Consider the following 15,725-nt stretch of genomic DNA (forward strand, 5'->3'; position numbering starts at 1 on the left):
CCCTCAGCCATACAGCGCAGACTCAATGTCGCGGGTGATTCCAGCCAGGGAGTCCCAGCTCGAACCCTGGCTGAGGATCGTCAGCACGTAGGTCCCTGATGGGTGGTGGACGATCGCCGTGTCGTGGAGGTTGCCGCTGATGAAGCCCGGCTTGTTGAGCACCCGTCCGGCGGAACCGGCCGGAATGCCCTGCCTGTGGACATTAGCGGCTAAGGCGTTGCGCAGGCGTTCATGCCCGGAGTCGCTCATGGACATCGACCCAGTGGCTAGGTTGGTCATGAATCGAGTCAGGTCCAGCGCGTTGGTGCGGATGCCGCCTTCACCAGCGCCTGTGTTGGTGGCACCCATCGCGGCTGCGTCAGCATAGATGTTCGCCCACCCGAGGTCGGGGCCGATGGCCTCCGGGCATGGGTTGTCGCTCACGGTGAGCATGTCGTTGAAGCACTGCGCCAGATCGCGGTCACCGAGTGCGGTGTCATCCCAGCTGCGTTCACCCGCTTCAACTTCTCGAATAAGGCTGTAGCCCACCAACAGTTTGTAGGTGCTTGCGGTGACAAAGGAGTCTGAACCTCCAGTGGAGCCGCTGCGGGATTGACCGCCGACCTCTTGAAGGCCGATGGAGATCCGCCCGGGGTAGGCACTGGCGGTCTGGGCAAGGAACGTACTGAGGTCACCGTCGAACGTGACATCAGAGGAGTCTGGCACTGGCTCTGGGGCCGGTGCGGGCTCCTCGGCCTCAGACTCAGGCTGCGGGGCTTCAGGCTCCGGTTCGGCCTGCTCCTGCTCAGGAAGCTCTTCTTCGGGTGCTTCCGCTTCAGCTTCCTGCTCTGCTTCTGCTTGACGCTGGGCCTCTTCCTCGGCTTCAGCCTCAGCCTGACGCTGGGCTTCTTCTTCCGCTTCAGCTTGCTGCTGGTCGCCGTCTTGCTCGCCATCCTGCTCGGAGGCTTGGTGAGCGCGCGCGATGGCCTCTGCCCATTCTTCCAGCTCTTGGGTGCCGGTGTCTGTCGACTCTTCAGTCCGCTCGGGCTCGTCAACCTCCGGAGTCTCCTCAGAGGCTTCGGAGCTCGGCTCCTCAGAGGTTGCGCTGCGCTCCTGCGGCTGGTGCTCAGCTACCTGTTGTGCGACGGCCGCGGCAGCGTCGCGCATTGTGCTATCGGCGGTGTTCTTCACCGTTTCCGGCACATCCTGGTGTTCGCTGGCCGGCACAAGGTTGGCGGGCTCGGGGGCTTGGAAGTTCGGTGCGCAACCGGAGACCAGCAGAGCCGCAGTGACTGCAACGACGGAGAGTCGTCCGGGCACACCCGCAAATTGGGGAAGACGCGAGTGCATAAGGGGTACCGTATCCAGGCCCGGCCCATTGACCTGGGATTTCAACCACAATTGCGAGTTACGGTTTCATCACGGGTGCGGAGCTGTCCCAAGATATGGCGATCTCCGGCGTCAAGACCACTCCGGGAATCATGTAGACTGTTCCGGTGCTTCAGCCGGCTTAGCCGGTTTCAGAAAGTGCGATCACGGGCTATAGCGCAGCTTGGTAGCGCGTCCGTCTGGGGGACGGAAGGTCGTGGGTTCAAATCCCGCTAGCCCGACCATGTGATGTCTCAATACATCGGAAAGGCCCTGATCAAACGGCTTTAGAGCCTGAAAGGTCGGGGTTTTCTGCTATCTCTAGAATTGCTCCCAGGAGTCATTGAGTACGTAGCAGCGTCGAGAGTTTCTCCCCAACCGGCGTAGTGCTCAGGATGCGGGGCCGACCAGTCTCAGAGCCTCAGACAGATTCACCAATGCGGAGACCGAGTTGAACTATGCTGCTCAGCGCGGCCTCACAATCTTCTGCTTGCCTGCCGGCCAGGGGCGTGGCTCCCACTGGGCACGTGCGAGGGGGTCTGTTCCCAGAGGCCTACGTTCACGGACTCCTGCGAGCGCGTGCCATCATGCTTGATGTTGGAGGTCTGAATGCCCTGGCAGCACTCGTTGAACTCCTCAAGGTAGCGCCATTCATCTAGCCACGCTCGGGCAGTCGGCGCAACATCGGCTAGGGTCAGCGGGGTTGATCATCTCGGTCACGTTCGCCGGATACGCTTCCTCACACTTAGTACGGGCTACCAGAGATTTGGAGGTTCGGCTCGCAATGACGAGGGCCCATGCCTACATCGCATGCTTGTTCGTGGTGATTTTCTATTCGGGGAACATCCTCGTGGGTAGTGCGCTCAATGAGCTTCCTCCGATCACCGTGGCGTTTTTCCGGGTTGCCATTGCCGCTGCAGTGCTAGTGCCCCTGGGGTGGCGCTCCGCCTGGAGCAATAGGTCGGCATTTCGCCGGCACATCGGGCCGCTGCTGCTGCTGACGCTGACGGGTGTGACTTTCTTCAACACGTTCATCTACGGAGCCTTGCAGTTCACGTCCGCTACGAACGTCTCAGTACTGGAAGCCATCATCCCCGTGGCCACCGCACTGCTGAGTGCGTGGTTGCTGCGCGAACGGTTGCGCTTGGTGCAGTGGGCCGGGGTTCTTGTCTCCTTCCTCGGGGCTCTGTGGGTGGTCATGGGGGGCGTCGTCGACCACGCTCTCGGAGGCTGGAACGTCGGAGACCTCATCATGGTCGGGGCGATCATGTCCTGGGCCCTATACTCCATTGCCGTCAAGCGGTACCTCCACTTGTTTCCCGAATATGGCACCCTGCTGGTCATGACGTCACTGTCGGTGGCTGTGCTGGCGCCACTGGTGGCGCTGGAGTGGGCCATTGTGGGAGTTCCAGAGCTCGGGCAGTGGGCCTATTGGCCGGGGCTGGCGTACCTGGGCATCTTCCCCTCCATTGTTGCTCTCCTGCTGTACAACCGGGCAGTGAGTGTGCTGGGGGCTTCTCAGGCTGCGGTTTTCCTGAACTTTCTTCCCGTGGTCACGATGATCGGCGCCTTCCTCTTCCTCTCAGAGGCCGTTACTGCGGCGCAGGTCGGCGGAGCAGGGCTGGTCATCGCCGGTGTGATCCTGACGACGCGCCCGGCGCGGAATAAACAATGAGCGGAACATCTGCGCTCAGTTCAGGCGAGGGTGCTGGTGTCGCACGTCGGACCACCTAGTGGTGTTCGGGTCCAGGTGGCAACTCTTACCAGGAAAGCTCCCTGCGCGGCCTGACATGAATTTCGGTGAGTTGGGTGTCGCCGGTTGTCGTAATGGCGTCAACGATTGCTCGTGCCACAGTTTCGGGTTGGATCAGCTGCGACCGGTCGACGTCGCCAGTGAACAACGGTGTGTCAGTCGGGCCCGGGAAGACTGACGTCACCCTGACTCCGTGGTCTTCCTCATCTTGCCGCAGCCCATTCGCAAGGGCGCGAAGGGCGTGTTTGGTTGCTCCGTAGAGCGTGTTGCGCGGCAGAGGGGTAACCCCTGCGCCAGAGTTCACGAACACCACCGTCCCCTGACGCTCTCGCAGCTTGGTGAGTGATTGACGGACGAGTTCTGCCCCGGCGGTGACGTTGAGGGCAAAAGCAGAATGCCACTCCTGGGGTGTTGCCTTCTCGACGGACCCTGTAGGTACGATGCCTGCCGCATGGACGACAGCGTCGACGCTGTCAGGGATCAGATCTGGGTAGGGGAAAATCGTGAGATCTGCGGGACGCGGGTCGATCCCGGGCGCTTCGGCCGCGAGCTGTTTGAGGCTCTCTTCTCGACGTGCGATGGCGACGACACGCCAGCCCAGATTCGACAGTTTCAGCGCGACCGCCCTCCCAATTCCGCTGGTGGCGCCGGTGACAATAGCTGTCATCTGATCCGAGGTGCCTTGGCGCGCGATCACTCAGAACCTCCCTACTCAATTGTGGTCGGTAGTACTGGTGAAGACCTTACTCGTGGGGCGGAGGTTTTCGCAGGTGGCTGGAACCAGCGTGTGGCGCAGTGCCCACCCGGAGCGTGGACGCGGCGGAGGTGCCAGAGTCAAGATAACCTCTTCGGTGGGGAAGTGCCGCTTGCCCACACCCACTGAACGAAGATATCGGAAACACTCATGAAAGAGGATGATATGACCGTTGTTGTGACAGCAGTTTTCCAGCCGAAAGAGGGCAAGAAAGCGGAGCTTGTGGAGGCTATGCGCCGGGGGATCGAGGCCGTCCACCAAGAAGATGGCTGCGAACTCTACGCGATTCACGACGCTGAAGATGGCACCGTCACGATGCTGGAGAAGTGGACCTCAGTCGAGGCCCTGGATACCCACGGTGAGGGCGAACCGGTGCGTCAGCTCCTGGCCGACATCACGGACCTGATCGACGGCGTACCCGTGGTGACGCGCATGACGCCCATACCCATGGGCGCCGACAAGCAGGGCGCGCTCTGAGAGGCAAGCGGTTCTAGGAAATGATGCCTGCAATGTAGCCGATGAAGATCAGCAGCAGCACCGCCACACCAATGCTCCCAATGATGATCAGGGGCTTGGCGCTGCTGGGCGACTTGGCCGGTGGAGCCCCATGGCTCTGGTCATCGGCGGTACCAGCGTCGGGAGGCGTGTCGCCGGGGCGGACACTGTTTCCACCATCTAGACCTGGGGACTCTTCTGGGCTCGGTCCGGGCTCGTTGTGACGTTCACTCATGGCCCCAGCGTACTGCGGTTGATCCGATGCCGCGACTATCGGCCATGCCTCACTGCGCTCACGTGTCAGCTCCTGACCTGGGCCTAGCGTGATCAGCGTGCTGCGGCGTATGGTCGTTCTATGTGCGGCAGATACGTTCAAGCTCGTGCCGGGGCGGACCTCGCAGCGGACCTCGGAGTGCATCTCGCTGAAGGTGTGGAGGTGCGGCCCTCATGGAATGTCGCCCCCACCACCGGTGTGCCCATCGTCGTGGAGCGTCTCAACGAGGATGAACTCTTTCGAGAAATACACATAGCCCGCTGGGGCCTCCTGCCAGGCTGGGCCAAGGATCCCAAACAGTCTTATAAGACGTTCAACGCCCGCAGCGAGACCGTGGCAGAAAAGCCCACCTTCCGCTCAGCGCTCAGATCCAAACGATGCGCAGTACCGGCGGACGCCTACTACGAGTGGCTGACAGAGGGCAGTCACAAGAGGCCCCACGTCATCAAGCCCGCCGATGGGCGAGTGATGACTTTCGCGGGACTCTACGAATGGTGGAAAGACCCAAGCACCGATGAGTGGCTGCTCTCCACCACAATCCTCACAGGCCCATCACCAGAGCCCGGGCCTGGCGGAGTCCTGGATGATCTTGCGGCACTGCACGATCGGATGCCCTTGCCGATTGGGCCCAAGCACTTCGGTGACTGGCTGACCCCAGAAAAACTGGAGAAGGACGACGCCGCCCTGCTCCTCACCCAGGTGCGTGCTGAGGCGCTGGAAGTCGCCCTGGGCTGGGAAATCTACGAGGTCGGTCGGGACGTCGGAAACGTCCGGAACAACTCACCCGAGCTTGTGGAACCGCTCCAGGCAAGCTGATAGCCCTGGGCCTGGGGCGTGACTATTCGTCCAGAGAGGTCAGGAACGGCCCGATCGCCTCATAGGTGAGCGCGCGAGCCTCGTCGTCAGAAATCGTGGGGTCCCCGTCGCCTCGCTGTGGTCCATAGTCACCAAATTGAGCGTGAGTCGCACCCTCAATATCGACGCGTTGAGCCCCCGGTGGCATCAGCGCTAGTGAAGAGCGCAGATCTTCCTCCGCGACGAGCTCGTCCTGTGTGCCGGTTACAGTCAGGGCCGCAAGATCATCACGGTCGGAGAGGTCACCAAGGGAGCAGTACGATGCGAGCAGAATGAGGGCGCGCACCTCGGCGTCCTCGGCATAGGTGCACGCCCGGACACCACCCATGCTGTGGCCGCCCACTGACCAGTTCTCAATATCCGGGGCTAGAGCAGTGAAGTCTTCCCATGGGCGACGTTCGAGAATCGCGAGGTTCAGGAACGGTTTGATGATCACCACGGTCGTGCCCTCCGCGGTGAGCTCTTGGAACGTGGGCGCGTAGGCCTGCGGCTCGACTTTCGCTCCGGCAAAGAAAACCAGGCCGCCCCCGTCGCCACCCTCAGCAGGACCCATGACGACGGCGTCGCCTTGGTCGTCCACAGAGAGGCGAGGATCCTCCTGCACCGAGTCAAAGCCATCCGGGGTGACGGCGTAGGTGTCGTTGGCCCATAGGAGGAATGCGCTGAGAGCGACAATCAGCAGCCCGAGCAGCGTGAACCCGGCAATGAGGATCCCTCTGCGGACACGGCGTCGCCCGGTAGCAGCGGGCGCACCACCTGCAGGTTCTGGGTCGGAGAGTGGCTCCGAGGGGTTGCGCTTCTGGCTGCGTGGCATGAGTCTTCTCCCGCAGGGGGCGTCTACGAGTCGAAGTCAGTGACTGGTGCGGTGTCGCTCACGGAGGCGATGATCTGTTCGGCCAGTTCACGGAGCTTGATGTTGCGGTGGTTCGACGCTCGCTTGAGAATGTCCACCGCTTTGTCCTGGCTGCACCGGTTCTGCCCCATAATGATTCCCACCGCAAGGTCGATGGTGGTCCGGGACTCCATGGCGCGGCGTCGATCCTCAGCGGTTTCTGAATGCTCCGCAATGCGCAGGGCAATAGCTACTGTGGTTGAGGCGACCTTGGCGTACTCCAGCGCGATGTCCAGCGCTTCACCGTCGAAGTCACCGACCTGGTAGGAGTAGAAGTTCATTGCAGCTGTCGCTGAGGTGTTGATCCGCAACGGCACCGCAAGCACGCTCATGGGGCCGTTGTTGCGGACCTCATCCATGTACGGTTTCCAACGCTTTTCGTAGCGCACGTCTGGAATCCGGATCACGTTGTCGCTGCGCTGGGCCTCCAAGCACGGACCGTCGCCGAAACCAGTCTGAGTCTCTTCCATCTGCTGGGCTTCAGCAGAACCACTCGCGACTACCATGTTGCGTTTGGGGCGTTCCAGCACAATGCCACACCGCACCGTCCGACCCATCGAAAGTCGCTGTTCGGCGAGCTTCGCCAGAGAGTTTAATACCTCGACGATGTCGTGATCCTCCAGCAGCAGCTCACTCAGCTCCACCGAGAAGTCTCGGGTGCCTTCGAGAGTACTCACCGCAGTCTCCTGTTCTCTCTGTTCGACATTTCGGGAGAAACAACAATAATTGCCACCTCGTACCCGGGTCTATCCTGCGGCGTCGCCGCTGAGCCGCAGGGGTTCTATCGTAAGAGGTGATCTGGTAACGTAAGTTTCTCGCTCAAGCAGAGGGCTCTTGTTGTATTAATCCAAGGGTAACTGTATCTAATGGAGCATTCATCTCAGCTCACCATCAGCCTTTCAGACGTCAATGGACCGCTTAACTTAGTGGTGACCGGCCCTCTGACTCTCGAGAGTTCGAAATCTCTCACGGCTGCTCTTGACCGCGGAATCCACCCGGCGGCCTGTCCAGACCTCACTCTGGATCTGAAGGACGCCGAACACATTGAACCCGCAGGACTCGCCGCGCTACAGCTGTACCTCACGCAGGTGCGCCAGGCGCTGGGGCTCCCGGAACCCGCCGTTGAGTTCCCGGTCCTGCCCTTAGAAGGAGAGAAGGTGCTGCCATGACTCACGTCAGCGACCTTATGTCACCCATCACTAGCGTCATCTCGATGACCCAGTCCGTGGCCGAAGCGGCCCAGTTCCTCAGTGGCGAGGACGATGCCGTGCTTGTGCTCGGAATGACCAATCAGCCCCGTGGGCTGATCACCGAAGAGGCTGTCGCGCAGGTGATCGCAGAGTATCCCGAGACGTGGCCGAAGAAACGCTGCGCATGTGTCATTCCCGAAGAACTCGAGTTCGTGAGACCGGACGACACCGCCGAAGAGGTCATCCGCCTCTACAAAGATGGTGGAGCGCGGCCGCTGACGGTTGTCGAGAATGACTATGCGGTCGGGATCCTCTACCCGAACCCGGTCTTCCTAGAGAGCCTGGAACAGCCAGAATCCCGGATGAGCGGAAGCTCCGAATAGCCAGTTCTAGAGAGTCACACCGCTTATGCGCGGAGGGCCTCCACTGTGCGCCGGAGGTCCTCTGCGGACACATCAGCACCGAAGGTGAAACGGACCGCAGTCTGCGCTTCATCCGGCGAGAAACCCATGGCACTGAGCACAGGGCTGGGCTCACTACTCCCAGCCGCGCAGGCCGAGCCAGAAGAACACCACACCCCCTGCTGCTGAAGATCCAACAGCAGCGACTCTCCACTGCGTCCAGCAAACAGAAACGATGCGTGTCCAGGCAGGCGCTGATTCTCGGACCCCGTCAGTCGTGCACCCGGAACGGTTTCCTGAACCTCGGCAATGAAGTCATCACGACGACGCCGCCACTCCACCACATCTGCCCGGGCGGCAGATTCCAGTGCTGTAGCCATACCCACAGCACCAGCTGCGTCCTCGGTGCCGGAACGGTGACCTCGTTGCTGGCCACCTCCATGGATCAGCGGCTCAAAGCGGGTCCGGCGGTCCATATAGAGCACCCCTACGCCCTTGGGAGTTCCGAGCTTATGCCCGGCTAGGCTCAGGGCCTGCACTCCGAGGTCCTTCACCCGCAGCGGCATCGCGCCAGCTGCCTGGACCGCATCGGTATGGAACGGCACACCGTATTCTGCGGCGACTGCACTGAGTGCAGCAATGTCTTGGACTGTGCCGACCTCACCATTGGCGCTCTGCACACTCACCAGTGTGGTGTCTTCGCGCAGTGCCGAGTGCAGGGTCTCGGCTGTGACTACGCCCTCGGCGTCAACCGGTAGACGCTCCACTGTGAACCCCATGCGGCCCAGCCAGTCCGCGGACTCCAGTACCGCTGGGTGTTCCACAGCTGAAATGAGTACATGCCGTCCCCTGGGTTCCGCCAACGCGATGCCTTTGACAGCGGTGTTGTCAGATTCGGTCCCTCCGGAGGTGAACACGATCTCCGCTGGTCGGGCACCTAACTGGTGCGCTACGCGGCGTCGTGCATCCTTCACCGCACGCTCGGCCTCCAGGCCAGGATCGTGCCTGCTGGCCGGGTTGGCGAAGTGAGCCGTCATATGCGGCCACATAGCCTCGAGTACTTCACGCCTCGGCGGGGCCGAGGCCGCCTCATCCAGGTAGATCATGTGCTGACCTGAAAATCCAGCCCCAAGTCCAACGCCCGGGCGCTCTGAGTCAAAGCGCCCACACTGATGACGTCCACACCGGTGCGTGCAATGCTGGCCACCGTCTCGAGGGATACTCCGCCTGAGGCCTCCACTATGGCGCGGCCGGCGATCAGCTTCACCGCCTGGACCATGTCCTCGGGGGAGAAGTTGTCCACCATGATGGTGTCCGCACCACCCTCCAGGGCGGGGAGAATCTGCTCCATCCGGTCGACCTCCACCTCAATATGTGCAGTGTGCGGAAGTCGGGCCTTCGCGGTACGGATCGCCTCAGTAAGATCAGTCCCTTCCGCAGTGACCGCCGCCAGGTGGTTGTCCTTGGCCATCACCGCATCTGAAAGGCTGAACCGGTGGTTGTGCCCACCGCCGCAGCGCACGGCATAGCGTTCCAGTGCCCGCAGCCCCGGGGTCGTTTTGCGAGTGTCCGTGATCCGCACTTCGGTGCCCTGCACAGCGGCCACGAACTCTGCGGTGACGGTGGCGATCCCTGACATGCGCTGCACGAGGTTCAGTGCTGTGCGCTCGCAGGTCAGGATTCCGCGGGCCGGGCCCTGTACCCGCGCCAACACATCCCCGGAAACGAACTCCGCACCTTCTTCGGCAGCTAGGTTCACTTCCACCGTGTCATCAACAGCCTGTATGGCGCGGCTCAAGACGTTCCCGCCGGAGAAGACTCCTGGTTCGCGTGCGCGCAGTTCCGCCGTGGCGTGAGCGTGCTCGGGGACGAAGGCCTCGGTGGTGAGGTCTCCGAAAGGGACATCTTCAGCTAGTGCCATCTGAATTACCCGGTCTATCTGTTGCGCCGAGAGCCCTGTCTGGGTCACTGGTGTGCTCATTTTGGCGCGGCTGCCAGCATGCGGTCCAGGGCCACACGGGCCGGTTCAGCGACGTCTTCGGGGACGATGATCTGGTTCGGCGTGCGGCCTTCGACGATTTCGTCGAGCACCCATGCCAGGTAGCCGGGGTGTATCCGGTACATGGTCGAGCATGGGCAGATCACCGGGTCCAGGCAGAAGATGGTCCGGTCGGGGTATTCGGACGTCAGCCTGTTCACCAGGTTGATCTCGGTGCCGATGGCGATCACGTCCCCTGGTGAGCTGGCAGCGACGTATTTCCTGATCGCATCAGTGGATCCGGCGGCGTCGGCGGCGTCCACCACTGGCATGGGGGACTCCGGATGCACAATGACGCGGCACCCAGGGTATTCCTCCCGGGCTTTCTCAATCTGGCGGACGTTGAAGCGTTTGTGCACTGAGCAGAACCCATGCCAGAGCAGCACTTTGGCCTGCTGAAGGTCTTCTGCGGTGTTGCCGCCCAGCGTGCGGCGGGGGTTCCACATAGGCATCTGCTCCAGCGGGACCCCCATGGCCTTGGCCGTGTTGCGCCCCAAATGCTGGTCAGGGAAGAACAGCACCCGGTGGGCACGTTCGAACGCCCACTCCAGGACGGTGGTGGCGTTTGAAGAGGTGCAGACGATCCCGCCGTGCCGGCCGCAGAAGGCCTTCAGCGCGGCTGAGGAGTTCATATAAGTCACCGGAAGAATGGGAAGCTTTCCATCGGCTCCGGGCTCCACATGCTCCGGATCCACCCCGTAGACCTCGCAGATGTCCTCCCATGCTGCCTCCACGGAGTCCTCGTCAGCCATGTCGGCCATGGAGCAGCCTGCGGCCAGGTTGGGCAGGATGACCTGCTGGTGTTCTTCGGAGAGGATGTCAGCTGTCTCCGCCATAAAGTGCACACCGCAGAAGACGATGTGTTCGGCCTCAGGCTTGGACAGGGCTGCTTTGGCCAACTGGTAAGAATCACCCAGGAAGTCAGCGTGCTGGACCACCTCGTCACGCTGATAGAAGTGCCCCAGGATGACCAGCTTCTCCGCCAGTGTTGCCTTAGCCCGGCGGATCCGCTCATGGAGCTGTTGCTGTGACATCTCCTGGTACGCCTGGGGCAACTGGCCCGGGCGGGTGGTGGCATCAGGGATCGGGTCTGCTTCGGAAGATCCGGGCCCGTAACCAGGTTGAAGGTCAAACGCCCAGGGGTCATCGGCCAGTTTCGTATTGCAGGAACTGGAAGGCGACAGCTCGATGCGTTGCGTCACTGACAGCGTCATGGGGTCTCCTCGATGGTGAGTGCGTAGCGGCTGCTCTTGGGTGCCGAGCGGTAGAGCTTAGGGGGTCGGTGTGCGGTGCCTGTCATTCGGCGTCCGGTGTCTTCCACTGTTCCCTGGGAAAGGATCTGACGGCGGAAATTCGATGGGTCCAACGCCCGGTTGAGGATCGCCTCGTACACCCGGCGCAGATCCGCGAGGGAGAACTCCTCAGGCAGGAAAGCATGCGCGATGGGGGAGTAGGTGACCTTGGCCCGCAGCCGGTCCACGGCGTAACGGATGATCAGATCATGATCGAATGCCAGAGGGCTCGGGATCTCCTCCACTGGGTGCCACTCCACGTTCTCAGCATCCACCACTTGGAGGTCCTCATCTTGACGGACCAGCGCCCAGTAGACGATCGAGACGACCCGTTCCGGGGCGTCAGGTGAGCGGTCCACATCTCCGAAAGCGTAGAGCTGCTCCAAATGCCGCGGCTGCACCTGTGTGGTGCGGTGCATGGTGGACTTGGCCGCCTCTGCCAGGTCCTGTGTATTGTCCAGCGGTCCGCCGGGCAACGCCCATCGTTTCTTGAATGGGTCACGGATGCGCCGCACCAGGGGCAGCCAGAGGGTGAACTCTCCGGTGTCCGGGTGCGGACGCAAAGAGAAGATCACTGTGGATACGGCCAGCACCATGTGCTGTTCCGGGTCTGCGGACATCTCACCATCCTGAAGCGGTAGACCCCCAAGGGGCTTCTGGTACAGGTGACACTATCTCCTGGGACTTGTGGTCAGGTCAACCTGAAGGTTGGCCGCAATCCCTCACCTGTACTCTGTTGCGCATGGGCCACATTTATCTCACCCGCCCACTGGGCGACGTCGTAGAACAGTTCCGGCAGCAGCTCCCTGGCGAGCTGCGCACTCACTACACGGCGGACTTTCCGCCCAGCCGTGAGGAACTCCTGGAATCAGTGCGGGGTGCAGAGGCGATAATCAGTCTTGTCACCGACCGGATTGACGCCGAGGTGCTCGACGCCGCCGGTGATCAGCTGAAGGTTGTCGCCAACGTAGCCGTCGGTTACGACAACATTGATCTTGGCGCGGCCGCCGAACGCGGTGTGCTCGTGACCAACACGCCGGGAGTTCTCGATGAGGCGGTCGCAGATCTGACTCTGGCGCTGATCCTCGCTACTACGCGGCGGGTGGCTGAAGGTGACCGATTCATCCGGACCGGCACCGAGTGGATCTGGAGCCCTGAAGGTTACGTGGGGCTCGATATCTCTGCCGGCGCCACCCTCGGCATCGTGGGGCTTGGCCGGATCGGAATGGCCGTTGCACAACGCGCCCAGGCCTTCGGCGTGAAGATCATCGCCACCGGACGGCGGGCACATGACGACGACGCCCGCAGCCTGGGTGTGAGCCCGGCGTCGTCCCTCAATGAACTGCTCAGCGCTGCCGATATTGTCAGCCTGCACTGCCCACTGACCGAAGACACCAAACACCTGATCGGTGCGCAGCAGCTCCAGGCCATGAAACCCGGCAGCTACCTCATCAACACTGCCCGTGGGCCACTTGTTGACGAGGAGGCTTTGGCTGATGCGATCGAGTCCGGGCACCTCGGCGGGGCTGGTTTGGATGTCCACGAGTTTGAACCGGCGACCAATCCGCGGCTGCGGACCATGGACTCGGTGGTCATGCTTCCGCACATCGGCTCAGCCGGCGATGTCACCCGCAATGAGATGGCCTCCCTGGCGTTCCGCAACGTGGTCGCCGCGCTCAACGGTGAGAAGCCCATCACCGCTGTGGGGTGAGTGATTGTCTAGGTCTTGCCCTTATAGCGGGCGAGGGCGGCGTCGCGGAATTCTGAAAATCTGCCCTCAGTGATCGAGGTGCGGATATCGGCCACCAACTGCACGGTGAAGTACTCGTTGTGGATCGTGCACAGCGTGGAGTAGAGCATCTCCTTGGCCTTGAACAGGTGATGCAGATACGCCTTGGTGTAGTGCTGGCACGTGTAACACCCGCAGCCCTCTTGGATGGGGGAGAAGTCCTTCTTGAACTTCGCCTGCGGAATGTTGAAGTACCCATCCGGGGTGTAGACCCGACCAGTGCGGGCAACCCGTGAAGGCTGGACGCAGTCGAACGTGTCCGCGCCGTTCTCAATGGCGGTGAAGAAGTCCTCCGGCTCAGAGATGCCCAGCAGGTGCCGCGGTTTGTTCTCCGGCAACTCCTCGCTGACCCACCGCACAATAGTGCCCAGATTCTCCTTCTCCAGAGCTCCGCCAATGCCGAAGCCGTCGAACTCCTGGCCGTCGATCATCATGGTGCCTAGGTCGCTGGCTGCCTTGCGGCGCAGGTCCTCATACTGCGCACCCTGCAGCACGCCGAACAGTGCCTGATACGGCTTGTGGCTGCGCTGCTCGGTGAGGTCACGGTGCGCGCTGAGGCAACGCTCCGCCCACAGCCGGGTCCGCTCCAGTGACTCCTCCTGGTAAGCGCGGGTGTTGAACAGGGTGGTGAGCTCATCGAAGGCGAAGATAATGTCCGCGCCGATCTCATGCTGCAGCCGCATCGAAATCTCTGGGGTGAAACGGTGCTTGGTACCGTCAATATGGGACTTGAACGTCACGCCGTCGTCATCAACGAACGCTCGGCGCTCATGCTCCTCAGACATCGCCTCATCATTGGTGACCCGACTGGCATCCATCTGGATGACCTTCTTGAACCCCACCCCGAGGCTCATCACCTGGAAACCTCCGGAGTCCGTGAAGGTCGGGCCCGGCCAGTTCATGAACTTGCCCAGCCCGCCGGCGGCATCGAGCACATCCGTGCCGGGCTGCAGGTTCAGGTGATACGCATTCGCCAACACGGCCTGGGTGCCGAGCTCGGCCATTTCCTCAGGGCGCACCGCTTTGACCGTCGCCTTGGTGGCTACCGGGATAAACGCTGGAGTCTGAATGACACCGTGCGGGGTGGTGATGGTGCCGGTGCGGCCCAGGAACCCATCAATCCGGTCGTGGACTTCGAAGGCGAAGTCCCCTTGGACATGGTCAGGGGGCAACGGCGACGACGCCGGGTCATTACTGGGTGGACGTTGCAGAGACTGGGAGCCGGGCATCAGAACAGTCTACGGTGGGCGTGGATATGCTTGAGCTATGGTCGACGCCCCCGAACACACGAAGAATGCCACTGACAATGGTGCGCTTGCGTTAGGAATGGCAGTCCGCTCGACTCGCAGCCGCCTCGGACTGTCAGTTCAGGCTTTGGCGCACCGGGCGGGAGTGAGCCTGGGTTCAATCAGTCAGATCGAACGTGGTCTGGGGAACCCTTCTCTGCAGTCCATCCAGCGCATTGCGCACGCTCTTGGGGTCTCTGCCAGTCAATTGCTGGAGCCACCCGCTGATGAGCTGGCCGTGGTCCAGGCAGACAAGCGGCATGTTCTCAAGAATCCGGAGGATCAGCGTGAGGGGCGGGTCGCGGCGGTCCGAGAGTTGCTTTCTCCTCCCGCTGATTCGCGAATCCAATTCATTCGGACGGTTCTACCTGTCGGATTCTCTAATGAAGGGCGCCCGTATCGTCACATTGGTACGGAGTCGATCACCGTGTTGGAAGGTCAACTCCTGGTCACGCATGGTGATCGTCAAGAGACACTCGGCGTGGGAGATAGCGCCACATATGGATGCTCCGCCCCACATTGGTGGGCGAACATCGCTGACACAGAAACCACGGTCTTGGGCGCCTCCACCCCCATCGAGCGGTGAGCTGTTTCAGCGAGTTGCGTGCGGCATCCTGTCGGCGATACCGCGGTTGACGAGCATATTCAGTTGGGGGATCGGGTCGTCATGATGATCGACCCTGAAATCTACAGCCAGGTCTGGTGGGCTGAGCCACCTGTCGCGGACATGGGCGACCATGACCGCCGCACTCTCTCTTCCGCGCGCATCACCACCAGCTGCTTCTCCGGCCATCAGTGACGCTATCAAGCGCTTCGCCATCCACAGTGCCGGAGCTGATCTCTCACCGGGAGGCACCGCTGAGGAGTCGTATTCATCGGACATGGACTGCAGAACGTCCGGTCCGGTGAGGAAGTTTCCTAGAGCCACGTGTCCGCGACCGAACAGGTGGCCCGTCCATGGTGATGTTCTTTCTCCGGTATAAGCGGCGACCGAACCGTGTAGGTCCACTGCCGCCACCTGGCGGTACGCGAACTCGTCATCAATCTCGGGGAGCCGGGCCACCGCGTCTTCAACACTGGACCCATTCCGCACTTCGGAGAGTATGTGGTGCCGAAGGCTTCGATTCGTCCATGCCTGTGAGGCGACGACACCCACTGTGGGGTCGATAGCGGGTACTGAGGCGCCCAGCGCCAGGGACTTGCTTGCCGTGGCAACACCCAGAAGGCCGTGTTCAGGGTCTGCCGCAAGAAGGGTGAAGGTCATGAGTGGTCATCCTCTCACTAGTCCCACATCGGATGGGTGGTGGTTTGTGAAGATTGCGTTACGTGCGGTGGACCGTCTTGTGATCCAGGCGTACA

General features: G+C 61.7%; 18 protein-coding genes and 1 tRNA gene. 8 read left to right on the forward strand and 11 right to left on the reverse strand.

The genetic code is table 11. The features are described 5' to 3' along the window. Window positions 1-3 precede the first annotated feature (3 nt). Window positions 4-1,329, reverse strand: coding sequence for a serine hydrolase (locus tag FEF26_RS08640; protein ID WP_138253143.1), 1,326 nt, complete (start codon window positions 1,327-1,329; stop codon window positions 4-6). Between the two features lie 186 nt (window positions 1,330-1,515). Here FEF26_RS08640 and FEF26_RS08645 point away from each other — a divergent pair. Both FEF26_RS08645 and FEF26_RS08650 read left to right on the forward strand, forming a co-directional pair. Next, a tRNA-Pro gene (locus FEF26_RS08645) sits at window positions 1,516-1,592 on the forward strand. 539 nt (window positions 1,593-2,131) lie between these two features. Then, on the forward strand, window positions 2,132-3,022 hold the full coding sequence (locus tag FEF26_RS08650) for a DMT family transporter (protein ID WP_138253144.1): 891 nt from the start codon (window positions 2,132-2,134) through the stop codon (window positions 3,020-3,022). Between the two features lie 85 nt (window positions 3,023-3,107). Here the strand turns inward: FEF26_RS08650 and FEF26_RS08655 are convergent, their stop codons facing one another. Beyond that, entirely contained in the window at window positions 3,108-3,797 is a 690-nt protein-coding gene (locus FEF26_RS08655; protein ID WP_243730490.1) for an SDR family NAD(P)-dependent oxidoreductase, read from the reverse strand. Between the two features lie 222 nt (window positions 3,798-4,019). Here FEF26_RS08655 and FEF26_RS08660 point away from each other — a divergent pair, with 222 nt between their 5' ends. Further along, window positions 4,020-4,331: a putative quinol monooxygenase gene (locus FEF26_RS08660; RefSeq protein ID WP_138253145.1), complete on the forward strand. Its 312-nt coding sequence runs from the start codon at window positions 4,020-4,022 to the stop codon at window positions 4,329-4,331. A 13-nt stretch (window positions 4,332-4,344) separates the two neighbouring features. Here FEF26_RS08660 and FEF26_RS08665 read toward each other — a convergent pair whose 3' ends face one another. Continuing rightward, window positions 4,345-4,584 carry a DUF6480 family protein gene (locus FEF26_RS08665; RefSeq protein WP_138253146.1) on the reverse strand — a complete coding sequence of 80 codons (240 nt, stop codon included), beginning with the start codon at window positions 4,582-4,584 and terminating at the stop codon, window positions 4,345-4,347. A gap of 120 nt (window positions 4,585-4,704) precedes the next feature. Between FEF26_RS08665 and FEF26_RS08670 the strand changes: the two genes are divergently transcribed. Further along, window positions 4,705-5,439 carry an SOS response-associated peptidase gene (locus FEF26_RS08670; protein ID WP_138253147.1) on the forward strand — a complete coding sequence of 245 codons (735 nt, stop codon included), beginning with the start codon at window positions 4,705-4,707 and terminating at the stop codon, window positions 5,437-5,439. A gap of 22 nt (window positions 5,440-5,461) precedes the next feature. On the opposite strand, the gene FEF26_RS08675 is transcribed toward FEF26_RS08670, so the two are convergent. Together FEF26_RS08675 and FEF26_RS08680 are read right to left on the reverse strand one after the other, a co-directional pair. After that, the gene (locus FEF26_RS08675) at window positions 5,462-6,292 is read right to left on the reverse strand and encodes an alpha/beta hydrolase (protein WP_138253148.1); all 831 of its coding nucleotides are present in this window, start codon (window positions 6,290-6,292) and stop codon (window positions 5,462-5,464) included. 23 nt (window positions 6,293-6,315) lie between these two features. Then, window positions 6,316-7,047, reverse strand: coding sequence for a GAF and ANTAR domain-containing protein (locus FEF26_RS08680; protein WP_138253149.1), 732 nt, complete (start codon window positions 7,045-7,047; stop codon window positions 6,316-6,318). 189 nt (window positions 7,048-7,236) lie between these two features. On the opposite strand from FEF26_RS08680, the gene FEF26_RS08685 reads away from it, so the two are divergent. Beyond that, a complete protein-coding gene (locus tag FEF26_RS08685; RefSeq protein ID WP_138253150.1) occupies window positions 7,237-7,539 on the forward strand; it encodes an STAS domain-containing protein in 303 nt (100 codons plus the stop codon). After that, window positions 7,536-7,943 (forward strand): CBS domain-containing protein, encoded by a 408-nt coding sequence (locus tag FEF26_RS08690; RefSeq protein ID WP_138253151.1) that lies wholly within the window; start codon window positions 7,536-7,538, stop codon window positions 7,941-7,943. The genes FEF26_RS08685 and FEF26_RS08690 overlap by 4 nt, the downstream gene beginning before the upstream one ends. Window positions 7,944-7,966: 23 nt before the next feature. On the opposite strand, the gene FEF26_RS08695 is transcribed toward FEF26_RS08690, so the two are convergent. The 4 genes from FEF26_RS08695 to FEF26_RS08710 are packed head-to-tail and all read right to left on the reverse strand — an operon-like array spanning window position 7,967 to window position 11,911. Continuing rightward, window positions 7,967-9,067 (reverse strand): cysteine desulfurase family protein, encoded by a 1,101-nt coding sequence (locus tag FEF26_RS08695; protein ID WP_138253152.1) that lies wholly within the window; start codon window positions 9,065-9,067, stop codon window positions 7,967-7,969. Then, complete coding sequence (gene nadC / locus FEF26_RS08700) at window positions 9,064-9,942, reverse strand: carboxylating nicotinate-nucleotide diphosphorylase (RefSeq protein WP_138253153.1); 879 nt, start codon at window positions 9,940-9,942, stop codon at window positions 9,064-9,066. The genes FEF26_RS08695 and nadC overlap by 4 nt, the downstream gene beginning before the upstream one ends. Further along, a complete protein-coding gene (gene nadA / locus FEF26_RS08705; protein ID WP_138253154.1) occupies window positions 9,939-11,213 on the reverse strand; it encodes a quinolinate synthase NadA in 1,275 nt (424 codons plus the stop codon). Before nadA ends, nadC begins: the two co-directional genes overlap by 4 nt. Then, entirely contained in the window at window positions 11,210-11,911 is a 702-nt protein-coding gene (locus FEF26_RS08710; RefSeq protein ID WP_138253155.1) for an NUDIX hydrolase, read from the reverse strand. Before FEF26_RS08710 ends, nadA begins: the two co-directional genes overlap by 4 nt. Before the next feature lie 122 nt (window positions 11,912-12,033). On the opposite strand from FEF26_RS08710, the gene FEF26_RS08715 reads away from it, so the two are divergent. Beyond that, on the forward strand, window positions 12,034-13,002 hold the full coding sequence (locus FEF26_RS08715; protein WP_138253156.1) for a 2-hydroxyacid dehydrogenase: 969 nt from the start codon (window positions 12,034-12,036) through the stop codon (window positions 13,000-13,002). A gap of 8 nt (window positions 13,003-13,010) precedes the next feature. On the opposite strand, the gene tgt is transcribed toward FEF26_RS08715, so the two are convergent. Next, window positions 13,011-14,309: a tRNA guanosine(34) transglycosylase Tgt gene (gene tgt / locus FEF26_RS08720; protein ID WP_138253157.1), complete on the reverse strand. Its 1,299-nt coding sequence runs from the start codon at window positions 14,307-14,309 to the stop codon at window positions 13,011-13,013. A gap of 37 nt (window positions 14,310-14,346) precedes the next feature. Here tgt and FEF26_RS08725 point away from each other — a divergent pair, with 37 nt between their 5' ends. Then, the gene (locus tag FEF26_RS08725; protein ID WP_138253158.1) at window positions 14,347-14,952 is read left to right on the forward strand and encodes a helix-turn-helix domain-containing protein; all 606 of its coding nucleotides are present in this window, start codon (window positions 14,347-14,349) and stop codon (window positions 14,950-14,952) included. 6 nt (window positions 14,953-14,958) lie between these two features. On the opposite strand, the gene FEF26_RS08730 is transcribed toward FEF26_RS08725, so the two are convergent. Beyond that, window positions 14,959-15,630, reverse strand: coding sequence for a DUF1028 domain-containing protein (locus tag FEF26_RS08730; RefSeq protein ID WP_138253159.1), 672 nt, complete (start codon window positions 15,628-15,630; stop codon window positions 14,959-14,961). Window positions 15,631-15,725 lie beyond the last annotated feature (95 nt).

The sequence above is a fragment of the Nesterenkonia salmonea genome, from assembly GCF_005771525.1.
GTDB lineage: Bacteria > Actinomycetota > Actinomycetes > Actinomycetales > Micrococcaceae > Nesterenkonia > Nesterenkonia salmonea.

Excerpts from the sequence above, each read along its gene's own strand:
- FEF26_RS08640 (WP_138253143.1), bottom strand. The coding sequence starts at position 1,329 with ATGCACTCGCGTCTTCCCCAATTTGCGGGTGTGCCCGGACGACTCTCC.
- FEF26_RS08650 (WP_138253144.1), top strand. The coding sequence starts at position 2,132 with ATGACGAGGGCCCATGCCTACATCGCATGCTTGTTCGTGGTGATTTTC.
- FEF26_RS08660 (WP_138253145.1), top strand. The coding sequence starts at position 4,020 with ATGACCGTTGTTGTGACAGCAGTTTTCCAGCCGAAAGAGGGCAAGAAA.
- FEF26_RS08665 (WP_138253146.1), bottom strand. The coding sequence starts at position 4,584 with ATGAGTGAACGTCACAACGAGCCCGGACCGAGCCCAGAAGAGTCCCCA.
- FEF26_RS08670 (WP_138253147.1), top strand. The coding sequence starts at position 4,705 with ATGTGCGGCAGATACGTTCAAGCTCGTGCCGGGGCGGACCTCGCAGCG.
- FEF26_RS08675 (WP_138253148.1), bottom strand. The coding sequence starts at position 6,292 with ATGCCACGCAGCCAGAAGCGCAACCCCTCGGAGCCACTCTCCGACCCA.
- FEF26_RS08685 (WP_138253150.1), top strand. The coding sequence starts at position 7,237 with ATGGAGCATTCATCTCAGCTCACCATCAGCCTTTCAGACGTCAATGGA.
- FEF26_RS08690 (WP_138253151.1), top strand. The coding sequence starts at position 7,536 with ATGACTCACGTCAGCGACCTTATGTCACCCATCACTAGCGTCATCTCG.
- FEF26_RS08695 (WP_138253152.1), bottom strand. The coding sequence starts at position 9,067 with ATGATCTACCTGGATGAGGCGGCCTCGGCCCCGCCGAGGCGTGAAGTA.
- nadC (WP_138253153.1), bottom strand. The coding sequence starts at position 9,942 with ATGAGCACACCAGTGACCCAGACAGGGCTCTCGGCGCAACAGATAGAC.
- nadA (WP_138253154.1), bottom strand. The coding sequence starts at position 11,213 with ATGACGCTGTCAGTGACGCAACGCATCGAGCTGTCGCCTTCCAGTTCC.
- FEF26_RS08710 (WP_138253155.1), bottom strand. The coding sequence starts at position 11,911 with ATGTCCGCAGACCCGGAACAGCACATGGTGCTGGCCGTATCCACAGTG.
- FEF26_RS08715 (WP_138253156.1), top strand. The coding sequence starts at position 12,034 with ATGGGCCACATTTATCTCACCCGCCCACTGGGCGACGTCGTAGAACAG.
- tgt (WP_138253157.1), bottom strand. The coding sequence starts at position 14,309 with ATGCCCGGCTCCCAGTCTCTGCAACGTCCACCCAGTAATGACCCGGCG.
- FEF26_RS08725 (WP_138253158.1), top strand. The coding sequence starts at position 14,347 with ATGGTCGACGCCCCCGAACACACGAAGAATGCCACTGACAATGGTGCG.
- FEF26_RS08730 (WP_138253159.1), bottom strand. The coding sequence starts at position 15,630 with ATGACCTTCACCCTTCTTGCGGCAGACCCTGAACACGGCCTTCTGGGT.